Source organism: Bradyrhizobium sp. SZCCT0153 (genome assembly GCF_018129995.1).
Lineage (GTDB): Bacteria > Pseudomonadota > Alphaproteobacteria > Rhizobiales > Xanthobacteraceae > Bradyrhizobium > Bradyrhizobium japonicum_G.
The window spans coordinates 134,199-161,030 of record NZ_JAFCKS010000007.1; the positions used below are offsets into that span (position 1 = coordinate 134,199).

The 26,832-nt window shown below is 60.7% G+C and carries 30 protein-coding genes, 1 tRNA gene and 2 pseudogenes; 22 read left to right on the plus strand and 11 right to left on the minus strand.

The features are described 5' to 3' along the window. Window positions 1-6 precede the first annotated feature (6 nt). The 3 genes from JQ572_RS27330 to JQ572_RS27340 all read left to right on the plus strand — a co-directional run bounded on the left by JQ572_RS27330 (window position 7) and on the right by JQ572_RS27340 (window position 1,139). Window positions 7-348 (plus strand): integration host factor subunit alpha, encoded by a 342-nt coding sequence (locus JQ572_RS27330; protein WP_018456841.1) that lies wholly within the window; start codon window positions 7-9, stop codon window positions 346-348. Between the two features lie 26 nt (window positions 349-374). Further along, window positions 375-953 carry a MerR family transcriptional regulator gene (locus JQ572_RS27335; protein ID WP_211385941.1) on the plus strand — a complete coding sequence of 193 codons (579 nt, stop codon included), beginning with the start codon at window positions 375-377 and terminating at the stop codon, window positions 951-953. Between the two features lie 108 nt (window positions 954-1,061). Further along, a tRNA-Pro gene (locus JQ572_RS27340) sits at window positions 1,062-1,139 on the plus strand. A 308-nt stretch (window positions 1,140-1,447) separates the two neighbouring features. On the opposite strand, the gene JQ572_RS35155 is transcribed toward JQ572_RS27340, so the two are convergent. Continuing rightward, on the minus strand, window positions 1,448-1,672 hold the full coding sequence (locus JQ572_RS35155; protein WP_249129414.1) for a hypothetical protein: 225 nt from the start codon (window positions 1,670-1,672) through the stop codon (window positions 1,448-1,450). Here JQ572_RS35155 and JQ572_RS27345 point away from each other — a divergent pair. The 9 genes from JQ572_RS27345 to JQ572_RS27385 all read left to right on the plus strand — a co-directional run bounded on the left by JQ572_RS27345 (window position 1,661) and on the right by JQ572_RS27385 (window position 8,800). Further along, complete coding sequence (locus JQ572_RS27345) at window positions 1,661-2,713, plus strand: virulence-associated E family protein (RefSeq protein ID WP_249129416.1); 1,053 nt, start codon at window positions 1,661-1,663, stop codon at window positions 2,711-2,713. The genes JQ572_RS35155 and JQ572_RS27345 overlap by 12 nt on opposite strands. Window positions 2,714-2,897: 184 nt before the next feature. Further along, window positions 2,898-3,650, plus strand: a complete 753-nt coding sequence (locus JQ572_RS27350) for an HGGxSTG domain-containing protein (RefSeq protein WP_249129418.1) — start codon at window positions 2,898-2,900, stop codon at window positions 3,648-3,650. A 38-nt stretch (window positions 3,651-3,688) separates the two neighbouring features. Then, complete coding sequence (locus JQ572_RS27355) at window positions 3,689-4,258, plus strand: hypothetical protein (RefSeq protein WP_249129419.1); 570 nt, start codon at window positions 3,689-3,691, stop codon at window positions 4,256-4,258. A 280-nt stretch (window positions 4,259-4,538) separates the two neighbouring features. Next, entirely contained in the window at window positions 4,539-4,784 is a 246-nt protein-coding gene (locus tag JQ572_RS27360; RefSeq protein WP_211385944.1) for a ribbon-helix-helix domain-containing protein, read from the plus strand. Window positions 4,785-4,833: 49 nt separating this feature from the next. Then, window positions 4,834-5,286, plus strand: coding sequence for a very short patch repair endonuclease (locus JQ572_RS27365; protein ID WP_211385945.1), 453 nt, complete (start codon window positions 4,834-4,836; stop codon window positions 5,284-5,286). After that, complete coding sequence (locus JQ572_RS27370; protein ID WP_283814095.1) at window positions 5,256-6,491, plus strand: DNA cytosine methyltransferase; 1,236 nt, start codon at window positions 5,256-5,258, stop codon at window positions 6,489-6,491. Before JQ572_RS27365 ends, JQ572_RS27370 begins: the two co-directional genes overlap by 31 nt. Window positions 6,492-6,561: 70 nt before the next feature. Continuing rightward, window positions 6,562-7,206 carry an Eco29kI family restriction endonuclease gene (locus tag JQ572_RS27375; protein ID WP_211385947.1) on the plus strand — a complete coding sequence of 215 codons (645 nt, stop codon included), beginning with the start codon at window positions 6,562-6,564 and terminating at the stop codon, window positions 7,204-7,206. 17 nt (window positions 7,207-7,223) lie between these two features. Beyond that, complete coding sequence (locus tag JQ572_RS27380; RefSeq protein ID WP_211385948.1) at window positions 7,224-8,063, plus strand: Eco29kI family restriction endonuclease; 840 nt, start codon at window positions 7,224-7,226, stop codon at window positions 8,061-8,063. Between the two features lie 56 nt (window positions 8,064-8,119). After that, window positions 8,120-8,800: a hypothetical protein gene (locus JQ572_RS27385; RefSeq protein WP_211385949.1), complete on the plus strand. Its 681-nt coding sequence runs from the start codon at window positions 8,120-8,122 to the stop codon at window positions 8,798-8,800. Window positions 8,801-8,969: 169 nt separating this feature from the next. On the opposite strand, the gene JQ572_RS27390 is transcribed toward JQ572_RS27385, so the two are convergent. The 3 genes and pseudogenes from JQ572_RS27390 to JQ572_RS27400 all read right to left on the minus strand — a co-directional run bounded on the left by JQ572_RS27390 (window position 8,970) and on the right by JQ572_RS27400 (window position 11,519). Next, entirely contained in the window at window positions 8,970-9,503 is a 534-nt protein-coding gene (locus tag JQ572_RS27390) for a thermonuclease family protein (RefSeq protein ID WP_211385950.1), read from the minus strand. Then, window positions 9,491-9,928, minus strand: a complete 438-nt coding sequence (locus tag JQ572_RS27395; protein ID WP_211385951.1) for a hypothetical protein — start codon at window positions 9,926-9,928, stop codon at window positions 9,491-9,493. Before JQ572_RS27395 ends, JQ572_RS27390 begins: the two co-directional genes overlap by 13 nt. Before the next feature lie 395 nt (window positions 9,929-10,323). Beyond that, window positions 10,324-11,519, minus strand: a pseudogene (locus JQ572_RS27400) (IS256 family transposase). Between the two features lie 57 nt (window positions 11,520-11,576). On the opposite strand from JQ572_RS27400, the gene JQ572_RS27405 reads away from it, so the two are divergent. Beyond that, on the plus strand, window positions 11,577-11,804 hold the full coding sequence (locus JQ572_RS27405; RefSeq protein ID WP_211385952.1) for a hypothetical protein: 228 nt from the start codon (window positions 11,577-11,579) through the stop codon (window positions 11,802-11,804). A 23-nt stretch (window positions 11,805-11,827) separates the two neighbouring features. Next, window positions 11,828-12,493: a recombinase family protein gene (locus JQ572_RS27410; RefSeq protein WP_211385953.1), complete on the plus strand. Its 666-nt coding sequence runs from the start codon at window positions 11,828-11,830 to the stop codon at window positions 12,491-12,493. Window positions 12,494-13,110: 617 nt separating this feature from the next. On the opposite strand, the gene JQ572_RS35555 is transcribed toward JQ572_RS27410, so the two are convergent. Then, window positions 13,111-13,353, minus strand: a complete 243-nt coding sequence (locus tag JQ572_RS35555) for a DUF4160 domain-containing protein (RefSeq protein WP_211385955.1) — start codon at window positions 13,351-13,353, stop codon at window positions 13,111-13,113. Window positions 13,354-13,637: 284 nt separating this feature from the next. Between JQ572_RS35555 and JQ572_RS27425 the strand changes: the two genes are divergently transcribed. The 3 genes and pseudogenes from JQ572_RS27425 (at window position 13,638) to JQ572_RS27430 (ending at window position 15,651) form a co-directional block, all read left to right on the plus strand. After that, entirely contained in the window at window positions 13,638-14,339 is a 702-nt protein-coding gene (locus tag JQ572_RS27425; RefSeq protein ID WP_211385956.1) for a hypothetical protein, read from the plus strand. 5 nt (window positions 14,340-14,344) lie between these two features. After that, a pseudogene (locus tag JQ572_RS35560) lies at window positions 14,345-14,503 on the plus strand (helix-turn-helix domain-containing protein); the annotation flags it as partial. Between the two features lie 29 nt (window positions 14,504-14,532). Beyond that, a complete protein-coding gene (locus JQ572_RS27430) occupies window positions 14,533-15,651 on the plus strand; it encodes a tyrosine-type recombinase/integrase (protein WP_211385957.1) in 1,119 nt (372 codons plus the stop codon). A 420-nt stretch (window positions 15,652-16,071) separates the two neighbouring features. Here the strand turns inward: JQ572_RS27430 and JQ572_RS27435 are convergent, their stop codons facing one another. Beyond that, window positions 16,072-16,692 carry a TetR/AcrR family transcriptional regulator gene (locus tag JQ572_RS27435; protein WP_349643114.1) on the minus strand — a complete coding sequence of 207 codons (621 nt, stop codon included), beginning with the start codon at window positions 16,690-16,692 and terminating at the stop codon, window positions 16,072-16,074. Window positions 16,693-16,812: 120 nt separating this feature from the next. On the opposite strand from JQ572_RS27435, the gene JQ572_RS27440 reads away from it, so the two are divergent. After that, entirely contained in the window at window positions 16,813-17,787 is a 975-nt protein-coding gene (locus JQ572_RS27440) for an alpha/beta hydrolase (RefSeq protein ID WP_211385959.1), read from the plus strand. A gap of 158 nt (window positions 17,788-17,945) precedes the next feature. Here the strand turns inward: JQ572_RS27440 and JQ572_RS27445 are convergent, their stop codons facing one another. Continuing rightward, on the minus strand, window positions 17,946-18,185 hold the full coding sequence (locus JQ572_RS27445; RefSeq protein ID WP_094891819.1) for a hypothetical protein: 240 nt from the start codon (window positions 18,183-18,185) through the stop codon (window positions 17,946-17,948). Between the two features lie 318 nt (window positions 18,186-18,503). On the opposite strand from JQ572_RS27445, the gene JQ572_RS27450 reads away from it, so the two are divergent. The 3 genes from JQ572_RS27450 to JQ572_RS27460 all read left to right on the plus strand — a co-directional run bounded on the left by JQ572_RS27450 (window position 18,504) and on the right by JQ572_RS27460 (window position 21,906). Further along, a complete protein-coding gene (locus JQ572_RS27450) occupies window positions 18,504-19,412 on the plus strand; it encodes a dihydrodipicolinate synthase family protein (RefSeq protein WP_211385960.1) in 909 nt (302 codons plus the stop codon). Window positions 19,413-19,556: 144 nt separating this feature from the next. After that, complete coding sequence (locus JQ572_RS27455) at window positions 19,557-20,528, plus strand: SDR family NAD(P)-dependent oxidoreductase (RefSeq protein ID WP_211385961.1); 972 nt, start codon at window positions 19,557-19,559, stop codon at window positions 20,526-20,528. Between the two features lie 265 nt (window positions 20,529-20,793). Continuing rightward, window positions 20,794-21,906 carry an alpha/beta hydrolase family protein gene (locus tag JQ572_RS27460; RefSeq protein WP_211385962.1) on the plus strand — a complete coding sequence of 371 codons (1,113 nt, stop codon included), beginning with the start codon at window positions 20,794-20,796 and terminating at the stop codon, window positions 21,904-21,906. Window positions 21,907-22,017: 111 nt separating this feature from the next. Here JQ572_RS27460 and JQ572_RS27465 read toward each other — a convergent pair whose 3' ends face one another. Further along, entirely contained in the window at window positions 22,018-22,524 is a 507-nt protein-coding gene (locus JQ572_RS27465) for a MarR family winged helix-turn-helix transcriptional regulator (RefSeq protein WP_211385963.1), read from the minus strand. A 406-nt stretch (window positions 22,525-22,930) separates the two neighbouring features. Here JQ572_RS27465 and JQ572_RS27470 point away from each other — a divergent pair, with 406 nt between their 5' ends. Further along, entirely contained in the window at window positions 22,931-24,406 is a 1,476-nt protein-coding gene (locus JQ572_RS27470) for a porin (protein WP_211385964.1), read from the plus strand. 318 nt (window positions 24,407-24,724) lie between these two features. Here the strand turns inward: JQ572_RS27470 and JQ572_RS27475 are convergent, their stop codons facing one another. The 3 genes from JQ572_RS27475 to JQ572_RS27485 form a co-directional block, all read right to left on the minus strand. Next, window positions 24,725-25,225 (minus strand): GcrA family cell cycle regulator, encoded by a 501-nt coding sequence (locus tag JQ572_RS27475; RefSeq protein WP_211385965.1) that lies wholly within the window; start codon window positions 25,223-25,225, stop codon window positions 24,725-24,727. A 73-nt stretch (window positions 25,226-25,298) separates the two neighbouring features. Beyond that, window positions 25,299-25,496 carry a hypothetical protein gene (locus tag JQ572_RS27480; RefSeq protein WP_007603456.1) on the minus strand — a complete coding sequence of 66 codons (198 nt, stop codon included), beginning with the start codon at window positions 25,494-25,496 and terminating at the stop codon, window positions 25,299-25,301. Window positions 25,497-25,695: 199 nt separating this feature from the next. Further along, the gene (locus JQ572_RS27485) at window positions 25,696-26,637 is read right to left on the minus strand and encodes an acetamidase/formamidase family protein (protein ID WP_211385966.1); all 942 of its coding nucleotides are present in this window, start codon (window positions 26,635-26,637) and stop codon (window positions 25,696-25,698) included. Window positions 26,638-26,832: the final 195 nt, after the last annotated feature.

Below are 26,832 nucleotides of genomic sequence, written 5' to 3' on the forward strand. Positions count from 1 at the left end.
AGGGCGATGACCGATCAAAGTAAAACCGTAACGCGTGTCGATCTGTGCGAAGCCGTCTACCAGAAGGTGGGGCTGTCGCGCACGGAATCGTCTGCCTTCGTGGAACTCGTCCTGAAGGAGATCACCGACTGCCTGGAGAAGGGCGAGACGGTGAAGCTGTCCTCGTTCGGGTCCTTCATGGTCCGCAAGAAGGGTCAGCGAATCGGTCGCAACCCGAAGACCGGCACCGAGGTGCCGATCTCGCCGCGCCGGGTCATGGTGTTCAAGCCGTCGGCGATCCTGAAGCAGCGGATCAACGCGCAGCACCGCACCAATGGCGATGCCAGCAAGGCTCAACCCGAGGCGTAACTCGCCTTTCGGAAAGGATATTGCATTTGGACAAGGCGCCGGATGCGTTCCGAACCATCAGCGAAGTAGCGCAGGAACTCGACATTCCGCAGCACGTGCTGCGGTTCTGGGAGACCCGATTCTCCCAGATCAAGCCGATGAAGCGCAGCGGCGGCCGGCGCTACTACCGCCCCGACGACGTCGACCTGCTCAAGGGCATCCGCCGTCTCCTCTACGGCGAGGGCTATACCATCCGCGGGGTGCAGCGGATCCTGAAAGAGCACGGCGTCAAATCGGTGCAGGGCCTCGCCGACGGCGCAGCCGCGGTCTCGTTCGGGGCGATCGAGGACGCCATCGGCGCCAGCCTGATGGAGCCCGACGACGAGGCGCCCATCAAGGGCGTCACTGAGGCCGACGAGGACGATTACCAGGGCGATGAGGAGGAAGGCATCGACTTCCGCTTCACGGAGGTCGACGACGAGGACATCCTTACCACCTTCCGCAAAGGCGGCACCCCCGCCGCGCCCGCCGGCCCCAGCGCGCTGGACCGGGAGCGGCTCGGGCGGGCACTCGCCGACCTCGTCGCCTGCCGGGAAATGCTCGACCAGGCGCTGAAGGACGGCTGAGCCGGCATTTCGCCGTCTTGCCGTCAGTTCCGGGGGACAGGGCAGCCGCCAAATTGGTGCGCACCTCGCCTTGCGCAAAGCGGCGATCCTAGCTAATGGAACGACGTTCGGAGCGTGGCGCAGCCCGGTTAGCGCACTAGTCTGGGAGACTAGGGGTCGGAGGTTCAAATCCTCTCGCTCCGACCATCAAGCCCTTTGATCTGCAAGGGTTTTTGTTTTCGGCTCTGGCACCAATCCGCCGCCGAGTGAGAACAAATAGGCGCCGGTTTGCACCGTTCGGCGCAAAAACTCCCGAAATAGTCCCGAACTGCGTTCTTGGACCGTTCGCTAGGGAGGTGCTGAATGTTGGCACCCCCTGAAACGAAAAGCCCCGTGCCAGCTGGGGAGCAATGGCACAGGGCGGGATCGCAGAGTTCACTTACGAGCAACGAAGAATCTGACACGTCGCTGATCGCTCTTCAAGCGGCCAAGCTAAGTCGGATCTACTATTTTGGCTACACCACTGCCTGCACCATCGCCAGCCTCGCCTTCGCGGGAGGCCCGCGATGAATGTCATTGCTCAATTCCCGGTCAAAGATACGTGGCTGGCCCAATGTATCAGCGAGAATGGCAAGCCGCTCCCGATCGTCACCAATGCGCTGGTCGCTCTCCGGCGAGATCCGAACATCAGCGACGCCTTCGCTTATGACGAGATGCAGCGTTGCGTCATGCTGCTGCACGAGATCGGCCAGCCACTCGCGCCGTTCAATTCCAGGCCCGTGGTGGAAGAGGACGTCACAATACTGACGGAGTACCTTCAGAAGGCAGGCATCCGCAGGATCGCCCGCGATACGGTACGCGATGCGGTCAATGCCTGGGCGCGCGAGCGCAGCTTCCATCCCATCCGCGAATGGCTTCAGAGCCTTATCTGGGACGGCCAGAAGCGCGTCAACGTATGGATGACGACCAAGCTCGGCGCCGCGCTCAATCCCTACACCCAGGCGATCGGGAAGATGTTCCTGATTTCGCTGGTCGCCCGGATCTGCGAACCCGGAGCCAAGGTGGACTACATGCTGGTGCTGGAGGGTATCCAGGGCGCGATGAAGTCCTCGGCCTGCTCCATACTGGGTGGCGACTATTACTCCGACAATCTTCCCGAGATTGGCGAGGGCAAGGACGTTTCCCAACATCTCCGTGGCAAGTGGCTGATCGAGATCGGGGAGATGCACGCCCTGAAGCGCGCCGAAAGCGCGCAACTCAAGGCTTTCATCACGCGCCAGGTCGAGCGTTACCGGCCGAGCTATGGCCGCTTCGAGGTCACCGAGCCTCGGCAATGCGTATTCATCGGCACCACCAACAAGGACGCGTATCTAAGAGACGAAACTGGAGGACGTCGGTTTTGGCCCGTGAAAGTCGGGCAGATCGATACCGCAGGGTTAGCTGAAGATCGCGAACAACTCTTCGCGGAGGCGGTTCACCTCTACAATGAGGGCGAGCCATGGTGGCCAGATCGCAATTTCGAACGGCAGCATATCAGGCCGGAGCAGGAGGCGCGCTTCGAGGCCGACGCTTGGCAGGACCCGATCGAGAACTACCTCGCGACCCAACACAAGGTAACCGTCGGTCAGGTCGCAAAGGAGGCCCTGTTCATGGAGGCCGCCAGGATCGGCACGGCGGACCAGCGCCGGATCACCGGCATCATGGAGCACCTCCGCTGGAAGCGGGACAACGACGGTAAGCCAGACTGGCAGGGCAAGAGGTGGTGGATCAAGGCGGACTGACCACAGCGCACTGCGCACCACAGCCCACTTTCCAATAGAGGGTTCGTGGCTAATAGGGCTTCAATAGGAAAATACGCTGTTCTGCGCTGTGTGCGCTGTGGTGGTGGGATCTGAATGAGGAAAAGCGAAAGGCCACTACCAGATTGACTGACTTACATCCAAGCAGCGCTTTCAGAGGACGTGAATGAACGCACCGAAAACACTGGTCGCCAACGACCCCGAGGACCGAAAAGGGCGGCTGAGAGATATTGGCGGATCGCAATCGGATCACTGGAACAACATTCTTGCCAGTCAAGCACTCCAGTCGCTCTGGGTGAAGAACTCCAGCCAGGAAGACCGCGACAAGCAACTGAATGCCACCCTTGCCGCGCTTGCCGGGATCGGGCCGAAGGACGAGCTGGAAGGCATGATAGCGGCGCAGCTAATAGCCGCCCACAACGCCGCGATGGAATGCTACCGGCGCGCCATGATCGGCGAACAGACCTTCGAGGGACGACGCGAGAACCTCGCCCAAGCCGGCAAGCTGTCGCGCACCTATGCGGCGTTGCTCGAAGCCTTGAACCGCCATCGCGGCAAAGGCCAGCAAAGGTCACGGTTGAGCACGTCCACGTTCATGCGGGCGGGCAGGCAGTGGTCGGAATGGTCGAGCACTCGGGGGGCAGGGGCGAGGCGAAAACGGAGGATCAACCCCATGCACTTGGATATGCACCGCGCGAAGAGATGCGGAGCGCGGACGCGAGCGGGCAAGCCTTGCCAATCACCCGCGATGAGTAATGGAAGGTGCCGGATGCATGGCGGGCGGTCTCCAGGCGCTCCCAAGGGCAACAGAAACGCCTTCAAGCACGGCCGGTACACCGCAGACTCGATTGCACGCCGGCGCGGAATTTCGAGGTTGCTTGCCGCAATGAAGGATGTGACCCGGCAAATAATCGAATAGGCAGCGCCAAAATGCCGCGATCGAGAGTACGAGTTTGCTTGCAGGACGGCCTGAAGCTGGACCTGAACCGTCTTGTTCGCAAGCAATTCATCAAGCCAGGCGCGAACATTGGCGTTCGGGGCATTACTTGGACGCATTCGTATTGGGGTGAAGTTGCCACCGGCGTGATTAGCGCCGACATGAGCGGCCAAGCCGACGGCTGGTTTCGCATCCAGCTTGGCAGCTTAGACCAGCGGATTGTTCTCGTTTCGCGTCCTCGCCATTTCGGCGGGAGACAATGGTATTTCGTGTGCCCTGTCATGAACCGGCTCGCGTCTGTCCTGTGGAGGCCGGCGGGCGCGACCCGATTTTGCAGCAGACAGACTTGGGGCCGACAAGTTGCCTATCATTCCCAATTCAACGATGCGACGAACCGCGCTCACGCTGGAAAGGCCCGAATCAAGTCGCGAGTAATAGCGAACCTAGATCCAGATGAATGGGATTTTCCCCCGAAGCCGAAATGGATGCGATGGGCGACCTATAGTCGCTTCGAAGAGCGGTTCGACCATTACGAGGATATTCTGGACGATGGCTGCGCTGCGCTCGTGGCCAGACTGCTGGAGAAATAATCCTCTGAAATCAAAGGGGGAGTGCAAGTTAGCCAAGCTATTTCGAATTGCGAGAGAGCCTCGGCGCCCGTATCGGTCACAATTGAAGATGGCCGTGAAGAAGGCCTCCGTCACGGAAATCAGCAGCATCCCAGGATCTAAAAGACATAACGGCAGACTGCGAGGCCTAAGCTTTTTAACGGCGTGTCTAAGTCTCGGGGCGCGAGCTCACTTCGAGCTCGCCGGACTTGTTGCCAGTTGTCAATGTCCCAGAATTCGCGCAAATTGCGCGAGCCGCGGAATGCCGCGGAACGCAGCGGAGGCGCTATTGGGCGAGGACGGCAAGCACGCAGCACGCGTAACAACCACCTTGCGAAAAAAGCAAAAGGCACAACTTGAAGAAATTGCCGAGAGGCAAGGCGTCGCACTGTCATGGCTTATCCGCCATGTTGTGGAACTCTATCTTTTGCAGGAAGCCGAAGGACGGCCATTCGGCAATCAAGGATCAGCGGGATCCGGCTCAAATCTGCCGGGCTCCCGCAAATGAGTAGAGCGATTGCGACGCGAGCGCCGTACTGATCCCGACCGGGACAACTATGATTGATACGCTCACCAAGTCGCAAAGATCCGCCCGGATGGCGCTCGTCCGGGGCAAGGACACCGGCCCGGAACTTGTCGTCCGCAGACTTCTTCATTCGCTTGGGTACCGCTATCGATTGCACCGTAAGGGGTTTCCTGGTCGACCTGATTTGGTTTTTCCCAGCCGCCGCGCCGTGGTCTTTGTTCACGGCTGCTTTTTTCATCGGCATCCCGACCCACACTGTCGGCTCGCCCGTCTGCCGAAGTCCCGACTGGATTTTTGGTTGCCTAAGCTGGAAGGCAATCGCGCCCGCGACGAGAGAAATATCCACTCCTTAATAAGCCTCGGATGGCGGGTCTTAATTGTCTGGGAATGCGAGTTGGCGGATAAGGTAGAGTTGCAGCGTCGAATCACTTCGTTCCTAGGACCGCCGGGGCCTTGTCAAAACAATCCACGAAAGCAACGCTAGTCGCGCCCGCTGCCATCGAGCTGTTCGCTGGCGCGGGGGGCCTCGGAATGGGCATCTCGAAGGCGGGGTTCAAGTCTCTTGGTGTCTTCGAGCGAGACCGATACTGCTGTGATACTATTCGCGAGAACCAACAGTCCAACCATCCAATCGTTTCGCTGTGGCCGTTGGAGCCCGGCGACGTCAAGGTCGCGGACTTCAAACGCTTCGAGGGAAAAATCGATCTCGTGAGCGGTGGCCCACCGTGCCAGCCGTTCTCGCTCGGCGGCAAACATAAGGGACGGAAAGATGCGCGCGACCTGTGGCCGGAGGCAGTTCGCGCGGTGCGTGAAGCAAGACCGCGCGCATTCATTTTCGAGAATGTGAAGGGTCTGACGCGCGAGGCCTTCGCGACATATTTCCAGTACATCGTGCTGCAACTTTCCTACCCGGAGATCATGCGGAGGGAAAAGGACGGCGAGAAATGGGATGAGCATCTCTCGCGGTTGGAGCAACACCACACAAGCAGGCGCTCAAATCGCGGGCTCTCGTACCGCGTTGTCTTTCGCGTGTTAAACGCGGCGAACTACGGAGTTCCGCAGAAGCGCGAGCGAGTGTTCTTCGTCGGCTTCCGAAACGACATTTCGGCCGAGTGGCACTTTCCTGAACCAACCCATTCGCTGGACGCTCTGTTGCGCGAACAGATCCAGACAGGCGTCTACTGGGAACGTCATCGCGTGCCGCGCGCTCAGCGCGCTATCTCGGATCGTGCCCGTGCTCGGGGCCAACAGCTCTCGCTGCTACCCGACGACGACACGAGGCCATGGCTCACCATCCGTGACGCCATCCACGATATGCCGGCACCGACAATCCACGGATCGAATCGATACCTCAATCACCGCCTTCAACTGGGCGCGCGCTCATATCCGGGGCACACAGGTAGTCCCATCGACGAACCCAGTAAAACGCTCAAGGCGGGCGTGCATGGGGTCCCGGGCGGCGAAAATACGGTCCTCTTTCCTGACGGCAAGTTTCGATATTTGAGCGTGCGCGAAAGCGCGCGCCTCCAAAAATTTCCCGACGATTTCGTCTTCCATGGCTCGTGGAGCGAAACCATGCGCCAACTTGGCAACGCCGTCCCCGTCGCGCTGGCTCATATTATCGCGTCCTCCGTTCGTGAACATCTTGCGCTCTCGACTGGTGGAAACATCGGCAGACTAGCCGTTTGACGTTGCTCGCCTAGGGCGAATCGCGCATGAGTTGAATTGTCAGTCCGGCTTTCCACCTTTGGGAATATTGGTGCCCGAGCAGTTCAATCCGCTCGATAAGATCAATCTTGGGAAGAGCGTCGCAGAAGCACTTCTCGAAGCCGCTCCGGATTCCCTTGGCGATATTAAGCAATTCGACGGCGCGGGAATCTACGCCATCTACTACAACGGCGGTTTTCCGCCTTACGGCGCGATGGCAAAACGAAATGCCAAGGGCTGCCACTGGCCGATCTACATCGGGAAAGCCATTCCGTCCGGCGGTCGCAAGGGCGCGGCGGTTTTTTCTGCGATCAGCGGCCGGCACGTGTGGGGAAGGTTGCGCGAGCATGCGGAGTCTATACGCGCAGCATCCAATCTGGACATCGAGGACTTCAAATGTCGCTATCTGATCGTCGATGACATTTGGATACCGCTCGGCGAAACGCTTCTGATCGCGCACTTCAAACCAGTGTGGAACCTTGCTCTGGATGGATTCGGGAATCACGATCCTGGCGCGGGCCGATACGGCGGGCAACGTCCGGTGTGGGACGTTCTACATCCTGGCCGGGCTTGGGCCGCGAAGTGTGCTACTCGAAGCGAGACGCCGGTGGAGCTTTCGACCCGCATTGCGGATTTTCTCTCGAAGAACCCGCCTGCTGACTCGCACATGCGTTTCGAGCCCCCGGCGAAAACCTAAACCTCCGAGCTTCGACAATGGCCAAAGCTCGCGTTTCGCCCACTACCGCCCTGATCAACAAGCTACGGAAGGATTTAGCAGATAACGCTTCTATCGCACGAGGGGTCGCCCTAACTCCGGTCACCCGAAACAAACTCAACGCGGAGATCGAAAAGGGCGCGCACCAACTTGACAGTCTCTTGGCTGAACTTGATCCCATCAAGCGCCCGACCGAACTCTTCGATCCAGGCAATCCACGGACCATCGGCTTCTTTATCGCGCTGGCCTTGACCGCTCAACCACGCCAGCCTCTTGCAACGATGACACCAGTTTATGGTTCGGGTGTGTATGCGCTTTATTACACGGGTCCGTTCGCGGAGTATGCTGCGTTAGCGGGCTCTGAGACGCCAATCTATGTCGGGCAAGCGGCTCCCGGAAATGAGCACGCTCGCACACCTCGGGAGCAGGGCAAGAGGCTTGCCGCTCGTCTACACGAGCATAAGAAGACGATTGAGCGGGCGGTCTCAACGCTCAGCATCAACCATTTCGAAGCTCGTGCCTTGGTGGTGCAAACTGGTTGGGAAACCGTTGCTGAGGATTATCTAATTCGGCTCTTCCGTCCCATCTGGAACAAAGAAACAAAGATCATCCAAGGTTTCGGAAAGCATGGCGATGATCCCCAGCGGCGAAAAAACAAAGTTTCAAGCTGGGACGTTTTGCACCACGGCCGAGCGGCGGCAGGACATGGAGTAAATCCAAACCAAAAATCGTTGTCGCAACTTAGCAACGAGCTCGCGCACCACTTCCTTCAATATCCTTGCTACCGCAGCGTGCAAGATGTCCTGGATGGTTTCTTGAGAGCACTTCGCCAGATCTAGGGGGCTTGGCCACACCCCACTGTGATTACGTATTTCATTTTAGCGAGGGATGATCGATGCAATTTTCAAAGTTGAAAATCTCCCTAGCCATTCTCGCAAATGTCGTGGGCAATAGCACAGGCTTCTGCCAACAGGTCGTTCATGATGCGCGCGGATTCGAGTGCGGGTTTATCTCCGAGAAGACCAAAGATGGAAAATCGGGCGACGCGTCATGCAGCAATTCGCCGGAGAGAATTTTCAGTAACGCTTCTCGTACCTTTTCGTCTCGGGAACTCTGTGACGTCAAAGAAGTCTTCGGCTTTGAAGACATCAAGCTGCGCATTGATTTTGGATCAAACAATGTCCTATGGGAGCGCGAAGATGGGCTTGCGCCGTTCGCCATTTCAAGGATGGCCGAATACTACATGCGGAAGGAAAATCTTGGACGACAAGAGGCACTCCGCAAGGCCACAGAACGTCCGAACTTGGGTCCCAAACAGGTGACGTATCGTATTTTTTACGTTCACAAGGGCGACGACTTTGTCTCTTACGACCCCGTCACGCAGGGGCTACCAAAGGAGCCGAAGAGTATGCCGGTCTACACCGTTACGTTTGGATATGGCTTTGGCAACACCCTCTACTCGCTCTTTGTTCCCGATAACGGCGCTCCTGCGGAAGCAATCTTGACCCGCTATTGGGCCGACGGCGGAGCATCTTGGGTCAATCTGCGTTTTGGAAAATGTCGGGTGATAAGATAGGAGATGACGGTAGGCGTCTCGTCCGCTGAATTAGAGGCCTTGCAGGCTTTTGGAGGGAGCTTTGCGCAAAAAAAAAAGCATGCTTACTAGCTGCGAAGACGACCGAGCAAGCGGGCGACGGCCGTAGGATGCCATGCTCTCGAGAGAGCGCCCGCATTGAGCCGGGGGGCTATTGATCCGAACAAGATTCAGTCCGCCCGCCAAGCCTGATGCAATCCCGAAAGCGCCACGGCTCGACGAAGCTGCCGGACCATATGCCCACCGACCGGCGTTGTGCTTCATCTTGCGCACCGGCATAGTGCCCTTGGCTGTACCGTCGCCAATCCAGAGCGAGTCCGTGGCGGACCAGCCAGTCCGCAAGATCTAGACCAGAAACCGTACACAAAGCGACTGTGCGCCCGTAGCGGTCGATACTCATCGTGTTGCACGATACTGGTCGGTCGATGACCAGTGCAGCAAGCTCGGTCGCTGCCTTGGCACCGCATCGATACGGAAGGCTGTCTGCACCCCTACATAGTTGGCTGCTCTCGGGCGCGTCGATACCCCATAGCCGGATCCGCGTGCCGTGAATTTCGAGCGTGTCGCCGTCAATGATGCTGGCTTGGCCTACCAAGCCGGTCGCGCGTGCAGGGGAGGTTAGGGCGGGCAGAGACAAATAGATCGCCAAAAGTGGTGTCAAGATGCGCAATATTACTTTTGCCATGCACGTCTATAACGCGGCGCATTTTCCAGCGCCTCACCAAGAGACACCATCGCATAGTCGCGGATCTTGATCTCTCCGTGCTTGTTTTGACCGAAGTTGTTTGGCCAAAAATCTCCAAGCCAATCGGGCATCGTTGGCGTCGCTGTCTTCTGTGCGTCGCTGATCGATTCAAGGCGCTCCATGAGGATGAAGAACCCTGATTTGCTGATTGCCCTAATCTCCCCGAACATCGGCGCAAGTGAGCTAGCCGACACGGCATTCCAAACATTGAACTCGACAAAATTTGCGCCCGGAAATCCCGAGTGAATCTCTTTTATTATGGAGTCGGCATCTGCGAGGCACTCAAATCCAGTCCGCGAACCGCCACTTTTCAGTTGCTTGCCCTTGTTTGCGACGAACCAAGCGTCGTCTTTCAGATCGACCATTGCTGCCCCTAAATCCAGACGGTTATTTCTTCCGACTTCCCGGGACCGAGATCGTATGGCCGGTGCTACCTAGGACCCCAACTGCAATGACGCCTTTGGCTCCTGTCCTTTTCTTCACGCGTCCCACCTTTTTCTTCTTGGTTCTCTTCTTCGGTAGTTTTTTGGGCGATAGACGCTTCTCTTTCCGTACCGGCATAGTCCCCCCACCACCAGAAACGCGGTATGGTAGCTTCGCTGAGGTTGCAGGATTTTGCAATTGCCCTGGATGCGCGCCCTGGGGTGAGGCCAAGGCGTTGCGGCGGCCAATGCCTGATGACGCGCTCAAGATGATCGTGTCCCGTTCGGTGGTGTAGCTGACGGTGGATCACCGCGTTCGCCGGCGAGGGCCGGGCCGGTCAGCTGGCGATAGCCTGAAGGCTGACGGTGGGATCATCGCTCAATGGCGCGATGGTTTCCAGCGTCATGTAGCGTGCACGCTGGACGGCCCATTCATCGTTCTGCTCGAGCAGGATCGCTCCGATGAGGCGGACGATGGCATCCTCGTTGGGGAAGATGCCGACCACCTCGGTCCGCCGCTTGATCTCGCCGTTGAGGCGTTCGATCGGGTTGGTGGAGTGTAGCTTGGTCCGATGCTGCGGCGGGAACGTCATATAGGCGAGCACGTCGGTCTCGGCCTCGTCGAGGAAGCAGGCCAACTTCGGCAGCTTGGGGCGGAGCTGATCGGCGACTTTGCGCCATTGGGTGCTGGCGGCCTCGGCATCGTCCTGAGCAAACGCGGTGGCGATGAAGGCGGAGACAACGCGTCGGCCGCTCTTGCCGGCATGCGCCAGCGCGTTGCGCATGAAGTGGACGCGGCAGCGCTGCCAGCTGGCGTTGAGCACCTTGGCGACGGTGGCCTTGATACCCTCGTGGGCGTCGGACACGACCAGCTTGACGCCGCGCAGGCCGCGACGGGCGAGCTTGCGCAGGAACGCCGTCCAGAACGTTTCGGCCTCGGACGGCCCAATATCCATCCCGAGCACTTCGCGGCGGCCGTCGCTGTTGACGCCGACCGCGACGATCACCGCGACAGACACGATCCGCCCATTCTGGCGCACCTTCACGTAGGTGGCGTCGATCCACAGATACGGCCAGTCGCCCTCGATCGGACGGCCAAGGAAGGCCTGAACCTTGTCGTCGATCTCGCCACACAGCCGGCTGACCTGGCTCTTGGAGATCCCGGTCATCCCCATGGCCTGCACCAGATCGCCGACCGGGTCGAGACGCCCTGCACATAGGCTTCCTGCACCACGGCGGTGAGCGCCTTCTCGGCCATCCGGCGCGGCTCCAGGAAACCCGGGAAGTAGGAGCCCTTGCGCAGCTTGGGAATGCGCAGTTCGACCGCGCCGGCGCGGGTCTCCCAGATCCGGTCCCGGTAGCCGTTGCGCTGGGCCAGGCGCTCGGGGTTCTTCTCCCCGTAGGCCGCCCCGGTCTGGCCCTCGACCTCCAGCTCCATCAGCCGCTGGGCGGCAAAGCCGATCATCTCGCGTAGCAGATCGGCATCGGGGGTCTTCTCTACGAGCGTGCGCAGGTTCATCATGTCGTTGGTCATCGGTGGTTCCTCGGTTGCGTTGGCGTGTCGCAACCCGATCCTACCGGAGAACTGCCGGTGACCACCGCAAAGCCGCCCGCCCGCTACGGCGCTATTGGGGGCGCGCGTCCGGGCGGCTTTGCTCTACCGAGCTACACCACCGAACGGGACACGATCCACGACAACATCGAGGTCATCTACAAAAAGCTGACGGAACGGCGCGACACCGCTGATGTGAGCAAGGCTCTCTCATCTCGGCTTGCAAGCCGTCATGCGGCCTGTTACAAATCAATCAACGAAGGTTGATTGATTTGTTATCAGAGGGCGAAATGGACGGGAAGTGGATTTCCTACCTGCGTGTGAGCACCGATCGGCAGGGCAAGTCCGGTCTCGGGATCGAGGCCCAGCGCAATGGCGTGGCCGAGTATCTCAACGGCGGGAGCTGGTCGCTGGTGAAGGAGTTCGTCGAGATCGAAAGCGGTAAACGTACCGATCGCCCCATGCTTGCGGAGGCAATCAAGGCCTGCCGCGTCTACGGCGCCAAGCTTGTCATTGCCAAGCTGGACCGGCTCTCACGAGATGCTCACTTCCTGCTCGGCCTGGAGAAAGCCGGCGTCGACTTCGTCGCTGCCGATATGCCGAACGCCAATAGGCTTACGGTGGGGATCATGGCCATGGTGGCCGAGGAAGAACGGCGGATGATCAGCAGGCGCACCAAGGACGCGCTGGCAGCTGCGAAGAGGCGAGGGACCAAGCTTGGCGGTGATCGCGGTGTCGTCCCAAGCAAACGGGCCCGGGCAATGGCCACCGAGAGTCTACAGGCACGTGCCAATGCGCGAGCTACAGATCTAGCGCCGATCGTGGCGGAGCTACAGGCGGCGGGGAAAACGAGTTTGCGGGCCATTGCCGAAGGATTGAACGACGCCGGTATTTCGACACCACGCAGTAGCAAGTGGTCTGCAGTCCAAGTGCAGCGCTTGCTGCAGCGGCTATAATAAGGGGCATCCAATATGGGCGATGCCGGGTTGGGGATCATGTCTAAGCGCGTTGGCGTTGCCTTGCGGGCTCAACGGGAGAACGGGGCGGTTCGGTCGGAGCAGGGGCTGGGCCAGTATGTACTTTTGGAGGTTGTGCGTTAATGCCTCCGTTCCCGTCTAAAAATTTGTCGCGCCTTAGAGATTCAAATCCGTAGCAAGCAAGCGCCACGACCCTGGGGATTGGTCCCCTCGTCACATAGTTTGCAATTTGACGGCGGCTTCGGCCAAGCAAGGCGGCCGCGGATACTTGCGTCAGTTTGTTTCGCTCCAAAAACGCCACGAACTCACTTGGGGTCCAGCTCTCTTGGGCGAGAGACTGGATTGTATCAGCAGACATCACTAGGTCACTGGTCCCCCAAGCAACAACATCACCATCCTCGGCAATCTTTCCCTTCATAAAAAGTTCTTCGTCCCTTAGCGGACGATAAACTTTGTAGCTAAAGATTGCCGGGCTAACGTCTACCAAGTCTTCGCGGCCCCTTCGCGGACCTTCCGCCCACCTGACTTTAAGCACAAAGTCGTTGAGCGGCTGGACACTCGCCATCCGGGGAAGTTCGATCCCGCTATCAACGATATCATTCGCGCTCATTGAGCCTTCTCCACTCCGATACTAAAGCGGCCAAGTTTTCGGGATGGCCGGCCCATGCCCTGACTTCTGCTAAGTCGGTCTTTGATGCCTTTCCGGCTATAACCTCCAAGGTCACGATATCAATAGAGGCTCTAGAATTGGGCCCCTTCAGATGAAAGTGCGGGGGATTATGATCGCCCGGATAAATGTAGACCTTACAGTTGCTTAGGGGAGCATTTATGCTCGCCATCTTGTCCTACAATGGTTAGGCTAGTGCAATGGTTGCACACAATCAACAAAAAAGTGTGAAACTATTGCACTATGATGAATTGACCGGAAAGTGTGCAACTTTAACGGTTGTATGACCGCTGCCAATACCCTTCCAAGTCCTAGGGGTGCTGCAAGCCGGCATCACAGGTCAGCAAAGACTGCTCGCCGTCGCCACGGCTCACCATCTGTGGATTTCGCAAATGGGGTTGCATCTGGATCTCCATTTGTGTTAAACACTAATGGATGTCTTGCGAGGATGATCAGATGGCGACGCCGGGACAGTTGGTCGACTGCGTAGCGGCTGCCCTTAACGTGTCGCACGCAACCGTGGTTTTGTACGATCGAGTGCTTGCTGAGAAAGGCCTCCGATCAAAGGGAGGGCGGGGCAAGAGCGCGGCAAAGGTAACGGCGGAGGATGCGGCTAATCTGCTAATCGCGATTGCGGGCACGCCTGCTAGCGGCATTGGATCGGCCGCCTCAACCGTGAAGCAATTCACCAAGCTGAAGTACAAAGAGGTGAAGTCAGACCTGCTTCCCGTTGTTTTACCAGATCTCCTTGAGCGCGGCGCCACTGCAGAGCAGTTGGAGAAGTGGGGATTGATCAATGAGCCCAAGTTCCTGGAAATACCGGGATTGGACGGCTTGAAAGCCGAGCATTCTTTTCGGGATGGTCTGATCGCGCTCATCGAAGCTGTCCGCCAGCGAAAAGTGTCGTTTGCAAACGCCGCCGCTGACGAGCGTAGCTTTGCATACATCGATTTGAAGGGGCCGAGTCCCCTTCAGGGAACAATCTCGATTACCCTCCAAGGGCGCCGTTTTACGCTTGCTCGGTACGAATTGAGTGAGAAGGGTGCAGCGTGGTCCGATCTGCATTGGAGACAGACCTTCTCGCATCGGACAATCATAGCAATTGCCATTTTGCTGGGTCTGGAAGACGCCGGCAAGTCGAAGAGCAACGTCGCGTGATGGTAATGCCGCTCCGACATCCTAAGGAAGCAGCGCAGGCGCTGGGCATCTCTGTGCGGACGCTCAACGGCTTCGTGCAGGACGGCGAGCTTCGTTACATCAATGTCGGTCGCGGCAAGCGCAAGATACGCCGCATGTTCGCCGATGAAGATCTCGAGGATTTTAAGCAGCGTCGCGCTCGAAGAGAGGTGCCATGCCAGTCTACCGGCACAAGAACAGCCCGTTCTATCACTTCGACTTCCAGTACAAGGGTAGTCGCTTTCACGGCTCTACGGGATGCACGAACAGGCGCGAGGCCGAAACCTTCGAGCGGGCCGAACGCGACAGGGCGAAGCAACACGTAAAGACCGCAGCGTCTTTGGCGTCGACCAAGCTGGACGATGTTGCCGGCAGATATTGGAACGAGATCGGTCAGCATCATGCAGGCGCCGACACCACTTGGCGAGATATTGAACGGTTGATCGATTATTTCGGAGCAACAAAGCGGCTGACCGAGATCGGCGACGACGACGTCGCGAAGCTGGTCGCGTGGCGAAGGGGGCATCGCGTCACTCGTCATGGCAAGGGCAAGAAAAAGCCGGCTCCGATGATCGCCCCGGCGACCGTCAACCGCAGCACCACCGAGGTGCTCAAGAAACTATTCACCAGGGCCAAGGCCTGGGGCATCCGCTTCGATCATGAACCGAACTGGAAGCAGCACTGGCTCAAGGAGCCGCAGGAGATCGTCCGCGAGCTTCGCGGAGACGAGGCCGACAGGCTGGAGGTTGTCACCCGCGACGACTACCGGGCCATTTTCGAACTGGCCAGCGCGTCCGGCCTTCGCCTAAACGAATGTCTCCTGCGCTGGTCAGAGGTGAACTGGGATGCCCGCAAGATCGAGAAGCAAGGTAAGGGCGACAAACGCGTCTCTGTGCCCATTACCGATGCAGTCCGCCAGATCCTCTGGCCCTTGCGCGGGCACCATCCCGAGGCAGTCTTCACTTACGTGGCCCGGCGCACGAGAAAGGGCGCGAATTTAATAAGGGGACAGCGGTACCCCATCACTTACAACGGACTGAAGACCGTGTGGAAGCGGACGAGAGCCGCTGCCGGCATCTCCGGCTTCAGATTTCACGACTTCCGACACGACTTCGCGACCAAGCTTCTGCGGGAAACCAAAAACCTGAAGCTGGTGCAGCGGGCGCTCAACCACGCCGACATCAAGACTACCACCAAGTATGCGCACGTCGTGGACGACGAAGTCGCAGCTGGCGTGGATGCGATGCAAAAGTCCCGAAAGAAGTCCCGAAAATCCGGCCGCAACGTCGGCTAAGTCACTGAAGGAGCTACCGAATGATGCTATGTGAGTATCCCACTGGGAGACTAGGGGTCGGAGGTTCAAATCCTCTCGCTCCGACCATTTTTCTCAAATCATCTGTCGGGTGGACTGACCTTCGGCGTGGAGCCGGCTCCCGCCTGTGACGCATGCGCGACGATCAGCAGCAGATGGCTGCTTCGGTGGTCGGCAAACTAAAATGCCGAAAACAACCCCATGCACAGTAGCGAAGCCATCGGCGAGATGACGTTTTTCCGAAACAGTTTGACGCGTCGGGCAAAACAGGGGCATGATGTCATCGTGCCAGTCTGTAGATCGGGGCTTTGGGCGCGGGAGAGGGCAATCGCAATCGGACGACATTTTCGCGAGCCGAAGTGATGTCGTCTTCCCTGGAAGCACGCGTTCCGCGACGTCCCACTACCTCAAAAACCCCACCACCATCCGCGTCGTCTCATCCACCAGCGTCCGCACCGTCTTGTCCGATCGCATCGCGGCCTGGTTCAGCACCGTGTTGTGCGCGACCGCTTCGATTGCGCTGACGCAGATGAAGGTTGCGACGTCGAGGTCGATCTTGCGCATTTCCTTGCGGTGGATGTCGAAATAGGCCCGGACGAGGGCGTGGATCTCGCGGTTGAAGGCTTCGACGTCGAGCTTTCCGGCGCGCGGGATCTGCTCGGCGAGGACGCGATGCAGTTCGGGGTTGATGCGGTGCGCCTCGATCGCGACGGTGACGAGGCGGCGCACGGCTTTGTCGATCGGCATGTCGGTGACTTCGGTCAGCGCTGAACGGACGATGCCCATGATCTCCTCGTTGTGACGATTGATCACGGCGGCGACCAGCGCCTCCTTGCTTGGAAAATACTGGTAGAGCGAGCCGACGCTGACGCCGGCGATTTCGGCGATGCGGTTGGTGCTCGCTTTCTCGAAACCTTCGCGGACCAGAATGCGAGCGGTGGCCTCTACCAATGCGTCGACGGTGGCGCGGGATCGCTGCTGCGAGGCATTTTTCCGGGCTTTTGTCGGCGGTTTGCGGGCCACGGCCTTGTGATCTGAATGCGAGTAGGAAAAGCGAGTGAATGCTCGCATTATACCCGCAAGTGGCGGCGGGTCGGCAAGCCTCTTTGACGCCGCGTCGAAAGAGCCGATGGGGATGTGGCCATGAGCGTTGCCAGGATCGTGTCTGTCTTGCATTTTTGTCCGGGCGGTTGCGTGTTCAATACGCCATCCCAGCGCGATTCCGCACCGAGCCTGCAAAGCCGCGCCCTCAATCTGCTATTGCGGCAGCTTCCGTATAAGCAACAGCTGGCGTCCGCCGAGGCGGTGCAGGCGCATGTGCAGAAGCTCGCGTTGCAGCCGGCCTCGTTCGAGCCGACGGGGCTGGGGCGCGGCGTCGAGGCGACGCTGACCAAGATGGGCGGATGGCCGGTCTATTACACGGCGCCGTCGTCGGGACATGAGGGGTGCAACCACGTCATGTTCCTGCATGGCGGCGGCTTCATCAACGAGATCGTGCCCGCGCATTGGCGCTTCGTCGGGCAGATGACGCGCAACGCGGGCGTTGTCTGCGTCGTCCCGATCTATCCATTGGCGCCGCGCGCCACGGCGAAGGATATCGTCCCGAAGACGGCCGAGCTGCTGCGCATGCTGCTCGAGGATGCCGGGTCCGCAAAGGTCACGGTGGTCGGCAATTCGGCCGGAGCCAACCTCGCGCTCGCTGCGTGCCAGTGGTTGCGTGATCGCGGGCACCGGCAGCCGAACCGGCTGGTGCTGATCTCGCCCGCGGCCGATGCCTCGGTCAGCCGCCCGGAGCAGGTGGCGATCGCGGCCCGGGATCCGATCCAGGACATTCCGGGCATCGTCGAGGCGGGGCGGCTCTATGCCGGTGAGCTCGATGTCGGCCATCCCTTCGTCAGCCCGCTGAACGGCGCCTTCCGCGCGCTTGCGCCGATGACGATCTTCTCGGGCACGCGCGATCTGCTCTACCCTGACAGCGTCGATCTTGCGGAGCGCGCGCGGGCGGCGGGCGTGCCGGTCGAGCTGCATCTGCTCCGTGACCAGCCGCACAATTACGCGCTGATGCCGACGCCGGAAGGACGGCGCGCGCGGGCGATGATTTTGCAGGCGGTGGCTTAAGAGGAAGGTGTGATCGTTGTCACAAAGCGCGCCGCCGCAATGGGGGCTGGCGCTGGCGGTGCCCGCGCGGAAGGACCATGCGGCCTCCGGGGCGTTTCCTCATCCTCAGTCTTGATATCCGTAGTCTTGATATCAGTAGTTTTGCGGGGCCTTATTGGTCAGGCGTGGCCCTTGATCTCGTAATGACCCGGCACGCATTTGTAGCGATCGAGGCGCCAGTTGGCGTGGTAGATCGGATGCTCGCCCATCCATTTCGCCAGCGGGGCCTGTGCGCCGATCGCACACTGCATCATCGATATCTCGGGCGTCATGTTGCTGTCGGTCACGATTTCCTCGATGCAACTGCCTGAGCTGGCTGCACTAAGCCGGCAGAGCACGGCAACGACGGTCACGAACATTCCTGTCACCTCATCGGTAGTTTCTGACCACGAAGAGGATGCAAGCGGAGTGCCAGAGCCTGTGACTGAAACAACACGCTGGCCTGGCCGACTCGACCCAGCGTCCGGAGTCCATTTGACGATTCGGATTGTAAAAAAATTGCCCATAAACCGAAGCCGGGCAACTACGGGGAACCGGGCGAGGGATGACCGATTGTGGGGGCAGCGCCGCGCCGGTGACGCTTCACAGGGCCCTCGCAGCCGATAGGCTCGCAGACTGCGGATACCCGCCGGGAGAGCAGGACCGCAGCAAGGGCTTTGGAAACGCGAGGGCAGACCATGAAGGCACGACCGACCGGCGTGATTCCGCCGATGACGACGCCGTTTCGCAAGGACGGCGAGATCGACTTTGGGCTCGTGGCGCCCCAGGTCGACTGGATGATCGGCGCCGGCGCGCATGGCGTCGCCGCCGGTGGTTCGACCGGCGAAGGCCACACGCTCGACCACGAGGAATATCGCGACCTGATGGAAGCGACGGTGGCGGCGGTGAAGGGGCGCATTCCCGTGATCGCCGGCATCATCGTCGATTCCACGCGCGATGCGATTCGCCGGGGCAAGCTCGTGCGCGACATGAACGTTGCGGCCCTCCAGGTCACGCCGGTGCATTATCTGTTCAAGCCCGACGACGAGGCGATGGTCGCGCACTTCCGCGCCATGGCCGACGAGACCGGCATGCCCATCATCATCTACAACGTGGTGCCGTGGTCCTATCTGTCGCCGGCGCTGCTGACGCGGATCATGACCGAGGTGCCGCTGGTGGTCGGCGTCAAGCAGAGTGCGGGCGATCTCAAGCTGTTCGCCGACCTCATGATGATGGCGCCGGACAAGCTGATCTACAGCGCGGTCGATGCCCTGATGTATCCGTCCTACACATTGGGCGCCCATGGTTCGATCGCGGCAATCTTGACCGCGGCGCCGCATGCCTCGGTCGCGCTGTGGGACGCGGTGAAGGCGGGCGACCATCCGCGCGCGCTGGATTTGCACAAGAAGCTGCTGACGCTGTGGAACGCCGCCATCGCCGACAATCTGCCGGCCTGCACGCGCTACGCGCAGACGCTGCAGGGCCTGCCCAGGACCTATCCGCGCGCGCCGATGCCGGAGGCATCGCTTGCGCAGCAGGCGGCGATCCGCAAGGCGCTCGAGGGTCTCGGCGCGTTGAACGCCCAACGCGTCGAAGCGGCGGAATAGTCCGCCCGCCGAAATAATCGATCTCGAAGCCGGCAGCGCCGATCCGCTTTTACCTGCGGATGCGGCGCTGCTAGATTTTGCGTGCGTCCCGATGCGGCGCGGCGTCGAAGAAACAGACGGACAAGGGGAGGGGCCGAAAGTCCCATGAAGGAATTTGCAGGAAAGATCGCCGTCATCACCGGCGGCGGCACGGGAATGGGGCGCGAGCTCGCGCGGCAGCTCGTCGCCAAGGGCTGCAACGTCGCGATGTGCGACGTCTCGGAAGCCGCGATGGCCGAGACGAAGCGGCTGTGCGAGGTCGAGAAGCTGCCGCAGGGCCTGCGCGTCACGACCCATGTCGCCGATGTTTCGATCGAGGATCATCTCAAGCGCTTCCGCGACGAACTCGCCGAGCAGCAGAAGACGGACCGGATCCATCTCCTGTTCAACAACGCCGGCATCGGCGGCGGCGGCAGCCTGTTCACCAACACGCGCGAGCAGTGGGAACGCACCTTCAACATCTGCTGGGGCGGCGTCTATCTCGGCGTCCGTACCTTCCTGCCGATGCTGGTCGCGGCCGACGAAGCCCACATCGTCAACACTGCGAGCGTCAACGGCTTCTGGGCCTCGATCGGCATGAACCAGGCGCACACCGCCTACAGCTCGGCCAAGTTCGCGGTGAAGGGATTTTCCGAAGCGCTGATCAACGATCTCCGCCTGCACGCGCCGCACGTCAAATGCTCGGTGGTGATGCCCGGCCACATCGGCACCTCGATCGTCTCCAACTCGCGCAAGGTGCAGAGCGCCGACGGCTCGGAGCGGCTCAGCGCCGACGAGGTCGCGCTGACCCGCAAGCGCATGGTCGCGGCCGGCGTGCCAGATGCCGACAGGATGTCGGACGAGGACATCCAGGCGGCGTTCGCCGAGCGCGCGCGCAGCTTCCTCGAGGATGCGCCGACGACGGCGGCGCAGGCCGCGAAGATCATTCTCGACGGCGTCAAGGCGGAGCGCTGGCGCATTCTCGTGGGCGAGGACGCCCGCCGACTCGACGAGCGCGTGCGCGCCACGCCGGAGCAGGCCTATGACCGCGCCTTCTATGAAAGTTTTACCCAGGAAGTCGGCTGGCGGCTTGGCTGACGCTGTCAACGAGCGCGCGCGAATATGGGTATGATGATCGTCATGGCAAGAGGCGCGCATGTAATTTTGCGTGCCACCTCCTGCCAGCTTTTGTTGCCGGCTTTTCTCCAATCATGACGAATTGGAATGTCACGCATGCGGCGCGTCGATGCGTTCAAGCGATGGTGATCTTAAACGGCTCTCATTCGGTGCACGGCAGCTTGGTCAGGGAACCGAAATAGTTTAGTCAGTCAGGTGTAAGGCGATGACCAGAGCGTAGCTCCCGATGATACCCGCATGCCTCTCCGACGACTGGATCCTTTGCCCGGAGCGAGAGGACATTTCCGCTGAGTTCACCCGGCTCCTCACCGCGGCCCAGGAGGGCGGCGCCACGATCGCCGAATGCCTGATGATCGCGCGGCAGCTGAAGCGCGGCGAAGACCAATCCTGGCATCGCGAGTGGAAAAAGCTGGCGCAGGCCAATCGTCATCGCGCCGAGGCCGCGTTCGCGGAAGGCCACATGGCGAGCGCACAACGCAACTGGCTGCGCGCGATGAATTACTACGGCGCAGCGGCGATGCCGCTCGACCAGGCCGACGAGCGCCGCTGGGTTGCCGTGCTCGCGATGCAGGAGTGCGCCCGCCGCTACCTCACGGCGCGCGGCCCGGCCGGCGACGTCGTCACGATACCCTGGCTCGACGGACACTCGCTGCAGGGCTACTTCCTGCCGGCGCCGTCGGCAGGCGAGCAGGCCCCGACCGTGATCTGCATCGGCGAGCCGGGCCACCGCAAGGAGGAATTCCTGTTCAAGCTCGCGCCGCATGCGCGCGAGCGCGGCTTCTCGATGCTGGCACTGGACCTCTTCGGCGACCAGCGCGATGATTATCTCGACGCGCTGTTGCGGCGCCGGGATCTGGAAAGCGCGATTCCCAGCGTCATGGACTATCTGGAGAAGCGCAGCGACGTCGATTTCAGGCGCGTCGCGATCGTGGCCGACGGCTGGGGCTCTTCCTTCGTGGCGCGCGCGGTGCTGCAGGAGCCGCGGCTTGCCGCCGCCGTCTGCGATGGCGGTCTCTGGGACCTGCACGAACGGGCCTTCTTCGCCAGCCGATTCGCCATGAGCGATGTCAGCATCGTGCCGGTGCCGCATGCGCCGCTGATGGCCTCCAGCGCCGACTGTCCGGTCCTGATCACGCTGGGTGAGGACGGCTGGCTCAAGGCCGACCGGGCGCGACAGATCGTCCAGACCTCCCGGCTCGGCAGCTCGGATGTGATGCTGAAGGTGTTCACCGCGGCCGAAACCGGTGCGGCGCAGTCCCATGCGGACAATCCGAGCCTGGCCAACGAATACATCTTCGACTGGCTCGAATCGCGGCTCGGCGCCGCCGGGCGCATCTAAAGCGCAATGAGATTGGGATGAATCGTCGTCGCGCTTTAGGTTGTTATTTGAGTGCGATCTTTTCGGAAAATCGCTTCGCACTTTTCCGGATCGTGCTCTAGCGACGCCGCCTCAGAAGTCGAGGGTCAGGCGGACGCAGGCCTTTTCGAGACGGGTCTTCAAGGTCGCGAGCTTGGTGGTGAATTCGGTGAGTTCCTGCTCGTCGAATTCCTGGAAGACGAATTCCTTGATCGTCTTGTACTGCTCGTTGAGGCTCGCCAGGTGCTTCTGCGTCTTCTCGGTCAGCGACAACCGGACCACCCGTGCGTCGGTCGGCGAGGGGCGACGGCGCAACAGGGCCTTCTTCTCGAGCAGCTTGGACTGGGTGGTGACGAACGAGGGATCGACGTGGAGAAGCTTGGAGACGACGTTGACGGGAATGCCGTCGTCCTTGTCGAGGTCGGAGATCGCCATCAGTATCAGCCATTGCGGGCCGCTGATGCCGAGCGTCCTCGCCCAGAACTGACGCAGCTCCTCCAGATACATGTTGATCGACGATATCTCCCAGGTGAAGCGCCGGATGATATCCAGATTGCCGACGGAGCGGAGGCGCGCCCCTTCTTTCCTCGTGGCTGACACAGCGTCACTCCCGTGATCTGAATACCTGCGGCCGGTGTTTTGCGCGGCCATAGTTCACGCAAGCCTGCTCTGACGCAAGTGCAGGGCAGGGTAATTTCGTCACTAAAATTACAAAGATGATCAGCTCAGCAGACTGGCTCAGCCGCGGTGTTGCGCGCGGGGCACAGGTTTAGCGAAACCACAAAGCTGACTAAATAAACTATTTTGATTAAGGGAACGGCGCAGGCATATTGCTCCGTGACGGTGGGGGGTTCTCGATCGTCCCGTTGCAGGTGGTTCGCTCACGTTCCTCGCGTTCAAGCAGGTGCGTCCGAAAGCGCGAAGCGGCCGAGCGGATTTGAAGAGACGGGGATCTGGGGGGCCTCACGGTCCGGTCTCCGCAAAATGTGCAACTTGGAGGTTTTAAATGAGAGTGGTGAAGAGCCTTTTGCTCGGCACTGCGGCGGGTCTGATCGCCGTGAGTGCAGCCCAGGCGGCCGATCTTCCGGTCAAGGCCAAGGCGGTCGAGTACGTCAAGATCTGCTCCCTGTATGGAGCTGGATTCTACTACATGCCGGGCACCGACACCTGCATCAAGCTCGGCGGTTATCTGCGCGCTGACGCGATCCTTGGCGGCGCAGGCGACTATGGCTTCCAGCAAGGCGCGAACGCGGGCTCGAACAACCGTCTGACCAACTACTATACCGGCCGCGCTCGTTTCGACTTCAACGTCGACACCCGCACGGCGACCGAGTATGGCGTGGTGCGAACCTACGCCGACATGGTCTTCAGCTGGGATTCCCAGACGGTCACCGGCAGCAATCCCTCGACGTTCTCGACCGGTTCCGCCTCGCTCGGCCTCTACCATGCGTTCATCCAGTTCGCCGGCTTCACGTTCGGCCGCACGGTCTCGATCTTCGACGCCCCGTGGCAGAGCTATCCGGCTGGCGGTCCCGACACCATTCCGGGCGGCAGCAACCATACCAACGGTGTGAACCAGGTTGCCTACACGGCCGACTTCGGCCAGGGCATCACCGCGTCACTCGCGTTGCAGGACGAGACGACGGCGACGAACGGTCAGTCGAACCTCTGGAACGTGTCCTCGGGTACGGCCGCTCAGTTCGTGACGGGCGTCTACGGCGCCAATGCCTGGGGTGGCACGCGTTCTCCCGACATCATCGGTCAGGTCCGCGTCGACCAGGCCTGGGGTCTGGCCCAGATCTCGGTTGCCGCGCATGACCTCCATGCCGCCTACTACGGCGCCACGGAATCGACCGGTCATCCCTCCGACAAGTGGGGTTGGGCTGTGCAGGGCGCCTTGTCGATCAAGAATATCCCGACCGGCGCGGGCGACAACATCAACTTCCAGGCCGTCTACACCGACGGTGCAACCCGTTACAACTTCCAGAGCCTGTTCCCGCAGAGCTTCTTCATGTTCAGCGGTAGCGGCACCGCGTATCAGAGCACCGGTTTCGCCGGTGTTTCCGACGGCGTCTTCGGTACCGGTACCGGCATCGATACCGTCAAGACCTGGGGCTTGCGTGGTGGCTATACCCACAACTGGAGCCCGAACTGGGCGAGCGCCGTCTACGGCGGTTACGCCCAGTTGAAGTACGGCGATGCCGGCAAGGGCCTGATCTGCGGCAACTTCGCTGCTATCGCGGTCGCGGGCGCTACTTGCAATCCGGACTTCAACTTCGCGGTCGTCGGTGTCAACACCGTGTGGACTCCGGTCAAGAACCTGGCGCTCACTGCCGACGTGAGCTGGTCGCATCTGGACCAGAAGTACTCCGGCTCCATTGCAAGCCCGGGTATTGCCAGCGCTGCGAAGCCGGCGGCCGTGTACGAGCTGAAGGACCAGAACTCGGTCAGCATGCTCCTGCGCGCCCAGCGCAACTTCTAACATCGATCTCGCAGATCGATCAGAGAGCCCCGGCGGGACACCGCCGGGGCTTTTTTACAAGAGGGGCGTTCGGAAAATCCGGCAGCCCGTGCGGGCGACGAAGACGAGCCATGCGGTTCGATCGGCCCCAGACTTATTTACTTACCTGAGTTACTAAGCTATATAGCTTTCAGCCGATTTCGAAAGTTGCGGCTCTTAGCTTGATGCTAAGCCTCCAGAAACCTCCGGCAATGCCCTGCCGGAGGTTTTTCGTTTCAGCAAAGCGTTTTCAAGCGAAGTGGATACCGGTTCGCGTAAAGAAAACGCGTCAAACAGAATCTAGCCGCGCATGACACGGGCGCGCGAGTTCGGCCGGTAGGCGAGGCGGCTGTGGCCCGCGCAATAGGACCGGCCGTCAGGCGCCGAATTGCCGCAGAAGCAGAAATCGTCCGCACCCGGCGTCGAGATCGGCCAGCGGCAGCGGTTCTCGGCAAGCTCCAGCAGCGAGCAGCGATTGGCTTCGTCGATCGGCCCGGCGACCACCGGCGCGCCGGTCTCGCCATAGATGGTGGCGAGCATCTCATATTGCAGCCGCGGCACCGCTCTCGTCGCGCGCGCCGGCGCAAGGCTCCGCTCGAGCCTGCGGTCTTCGACCGCGCGGCTGCGCGTCAGATTGAGCCTGGACAGCTTGCCGATCACCGCGTTGCGGCTGACGCCGATATCGGCGGCGATCTCGCGGCACGAAAGTCCGGCTTCGAAGTGCTGCTTCAGAAGTTCAATTCGTTCGTTGGTCCAGGTCGGTGAAGAAGTGGGTGAAGAAGTCGCTGAGAGAACAGGCATTGTAGCGGTCCCAGGTTGCAGGATGTCGGCCATCCGCCTCTCGAGATCCGTCCGCCTCACGTCCGGCGCGCGCTCACGTTCTGCCGTTGTCGCGAATCGACAAAAGCCCGTCCTTGATGGCGAGACGGATGCCTTCCTCGATCAATGTCCGTGCGACGCCGGGAACGCTGGTGCCGTGGGTGCCCTGTCTCACCAACTTCTCCAGATAGGTGATGGTCGAGAGCGCCAAGGTTACGGGAATGCGGTCAGTCTCGGCTTTTTCGGTGGCCATGGTCCGAACGCTAACCTCATACTCAGATACATAAAAGTAACGATTAAGACTCTATTTAGGTTCGGGGGTGGAAGTCAAATGCCGGCTGAGGTCATGGCTCAGCCCGTTGGAATCGCAAGAGAAATTGGACGCGGCAACGCGCGCCGCCGGGAGTGCCGGGCAGCGTCGTGGCTCGACAGGTCAGGGAAGGCGTGCCGGCTCAGCCGTGCACGATCGCCTTTTCGATCATGCAATGGATGCCCTTGGAGCCGTTGACGGTCTGGGTCACCCGCAGATCGGCCGCCAGGCTGCACAGCGTATAGGCGTCCTCGCGCGACAGATTTCGCGTCTCGCCGAGCAGCGCGATCATGTCGCGCAGCGCGCGCACCACGCACTGGTCGAGATCGGGGTCCATCGCCATGGTCATGTAGTGCGTCGCCGTCTCGGCGCGGGGATAATCGAACCGCAGGTCCTTGCGCAGCGTCAGGCGGAAGCGGCCCTGAAGCGCGGTCTCGATCGCGGTGACGCAAACCTCGCCGTCGCCCTGCACGCCATGGCCGTCGCCGCAGGAGAACAGCGCTCCCGGAACGAACACCGGCAAGTAGAGTGTCGCGCCAGCGCCAAGCTCCTTGTTGTCGAGATTGCCGCCCATGGCGCGCGGGACCAGAGAGGAGATGCGGCCCCAGGCGGGAGGCGGCGAAACGCCCATCACGCCGAAGAACGGCTTGAGCGGCAGGTCGAGGCCCCACGACATGCGGCCGACCATCCGCGTCCGGTCGAGCGGGATGTTGAGGATGCGCGTCTCGTGGAAATCGTCGGGCAGGGTGCCGGACAGCGGCTTGATCATGTTCCAGCCCCAATCCTGCCGGAGCTGGACGTCCAGGATCTCGACCGCGAGCACGTCGCCAGGCTCGGCGCCCTCGACCGCGATCGGGCCGGTGAGGATGTGGCCGGGCAGCATGCGCTCGTTTCTGGCATGAACCTCGAAAATTTCAGGGGGAATGTGAAACTTGCTGCGGTCGGGCAGCATGTCCGGACCGCCGCTGATGGTGTCGACCGTCACCTCGTCGCCGCTCGCGATGGTGAGGATGGGCTCGAGCCTGGCTTCGAAAAAGCCCCAGTGGCACGTTTCGGGGCTCGAACGCAGGTGGTGATGGGTCATTGGCCGCCTCTGGTCGGTTTCATCTGAACTTGCCATGAGGACTTGCGAGGCCCGGGCTTGACCAGGCAATCGATCCTCTTCCAAGAAGCTTTCTGAAGATCGAGGTGCCGGTCAAGGCCCGCGCAACAGGCACGATCATTCCAGCGAGGCGCCCCTGCTTTTTGTCCTTTCCAAGACCCTCGGCACCGCGGTGCT

What these genes read in the sequence shown, in the direction of transcription:
- JQ572_RS27330 (WP_018456841.1), top strand. Translation starts at nt 7, where the DNA reads ATGACCGATCAAAGTAAAACCGTAACGCGTGTCGATCTGTGCGAAGCC.
- JQ572_RS27460 (WP_211385962.1), top strand. Translation starts at nt 20,794, where the DNA reads ATGATACCCGCATGCCTCTCCGACGACTGGATCCTTTGCCCGGAGCGA.
- JQ572_RS27485 (WP_211385966.1), bottom strand. Translation starts at nt 26,637, where the DNA reads ATGACCCATCACCACCTGCGTTCGAGCCCCGAAACGTGCCACTGGGGC.
- JQ572_RS27455 (WP_211385961.1), top strand. Translation starts at nt 19,557, where the DNA reads ATGAAGGAATTTGCAGGAAAGATCGCCGTCATCACCGGCGGCGGCACG.
- JQ572_RS27385 (WP_211385949.1), top strand. Translation starts at nt 8,120, where the DNA reads ATGCAATTTTCAAAGTTGAAAATCTCCCTAGCCATTCTCGCAAATGTC.
- JQ572_RS27425 (WP_211385956.1), top strand. Translation starts at nt 13,638, where the DNA reads ATGGCGACGCCGGGACAGTTGGTCGACTGCGTAGCGGCTGCCCTTAAC.
- JQ572_RS27365 (WP_211385945.1), top strand. Translation starts at nt 4,834, where the DNA reads ATGATTGATACGCTCACCAAGTCGCAAAGATCCGCCCGGATGGCGCTC.
- JQ572_RS27410 (WP_211385953.1), top strand. Translation starts at nt 11,828, where the DNA reads ATGGACGGGAAGTGGATTTCCTACCTGCGTGTGAGCACCGATCGGCAG.
- JQ572_RS27480 (WP_007603456.1), bottom strand. Translation starts at nt 25,496, where the DNA reads ATGGCCACCGAAAAAGCCGAGACTGACCGCATTCCCGTAACCTTGGCG.
- JQ572_RS27380 (WP_211385948.1), top strand. Translation starts at nt 7,224, where the DNA reads ATGGCCAAAGCTCGCGTTTCGCCCACTACCGCCCTGATCAACAAGCTA.
- JQ572_RS35555 (WP_211385955.1), bottom strand. Translation starts at nt 13,353, where the DNA reads ATGGCGAGCATAAATGCTCCCCTAAGCAACTGTAAGGTCTACATTTAT.
- JQ572_RS27430 (WP_211385957.1), top strand. Translation starts at nt 14,533, where the DNA reads ATGCCAGTCTACCGGCACAAGAACAGCCCGTTCTATCACTTCGACTTC.
- JQ572_RS27475 (WP_211385965.1), bottom strand. Translation starts at nt 25,225, where the DNA reads ATGCCTGTTCTCTCAGCGACTTCTTCACCCACTTCTTCACCGACCTGG.
- JQ572_RS27470 (WP_211385964.1), top strand. Translation starts at nt 22,931, where the DNA reads ATGAGAGTGGTGAAGAGCCTTTTGCTCGGCACTGCGGCGGGTCTGATC.
- JQ572_RS27350 (WP_249129418.1), top strand. Translation starts at nt 2,898, where the DNA reads ATGAACGCACCGAAAACACTGGTCGCCAACGACCCCGAGGACCGAAAA.
- JQ572_RS27395 (WP_211385951.1), bottom strand. Translation starts at nt 9,928, where the DNA reads ATGGTCGATCTGAAAGACGACGCTTGGTTCGTCGCAAACAAGGGCAAG.
- JQ572_RS27450 (WP_211385960.1), top strand. Translation starts at nt 18,504, where the DNA reads ATGAAGGCACGACCGACCGGCGTGATTCCGCCGATGACGACGCCGTTT.
- JQ572_RS27390 (WP_211385950.1), bottom strand. Translation starts at nt 9,503, where the DNA reads ATGGCAAAAGTAATATTGCGCATCTTGACACCACTTTTGGCGATCTAT.
- JQ572_RS27360 (WP_211385944.1), top strand. Translation starts at nt 4,539, where the DNA reads ATGCCGCGGAACGCAGCGGAGGCGCTATTGGGCGAGGACGGCAAGCAC.
- JQ572_RS27440 (WP_211385959.1), top strand. Translation starts at nt 16,813, where the DNA reads ATGAGCGTTGCCAGGATCGTGTCTGTCTTGCATTTTTGTCCGGGCGGT.
- JQ572_RS27345 (WP_249129416.1), top strand. Translation starts at nt 1,661, where the DNA reads ATGCTGCTGCACGAGATCGGCCAGCCACTCGCGCCGTTCAATTCCAGG.
- JQ572_RS27445 (WP_094891819.1), bottom strand. Translation starts at nt 18,185, where the DNA reads ATGTTCGTGACCGTCGTTGCCGTGCTCTGCCGGCTTAGTGCAGCCAGC.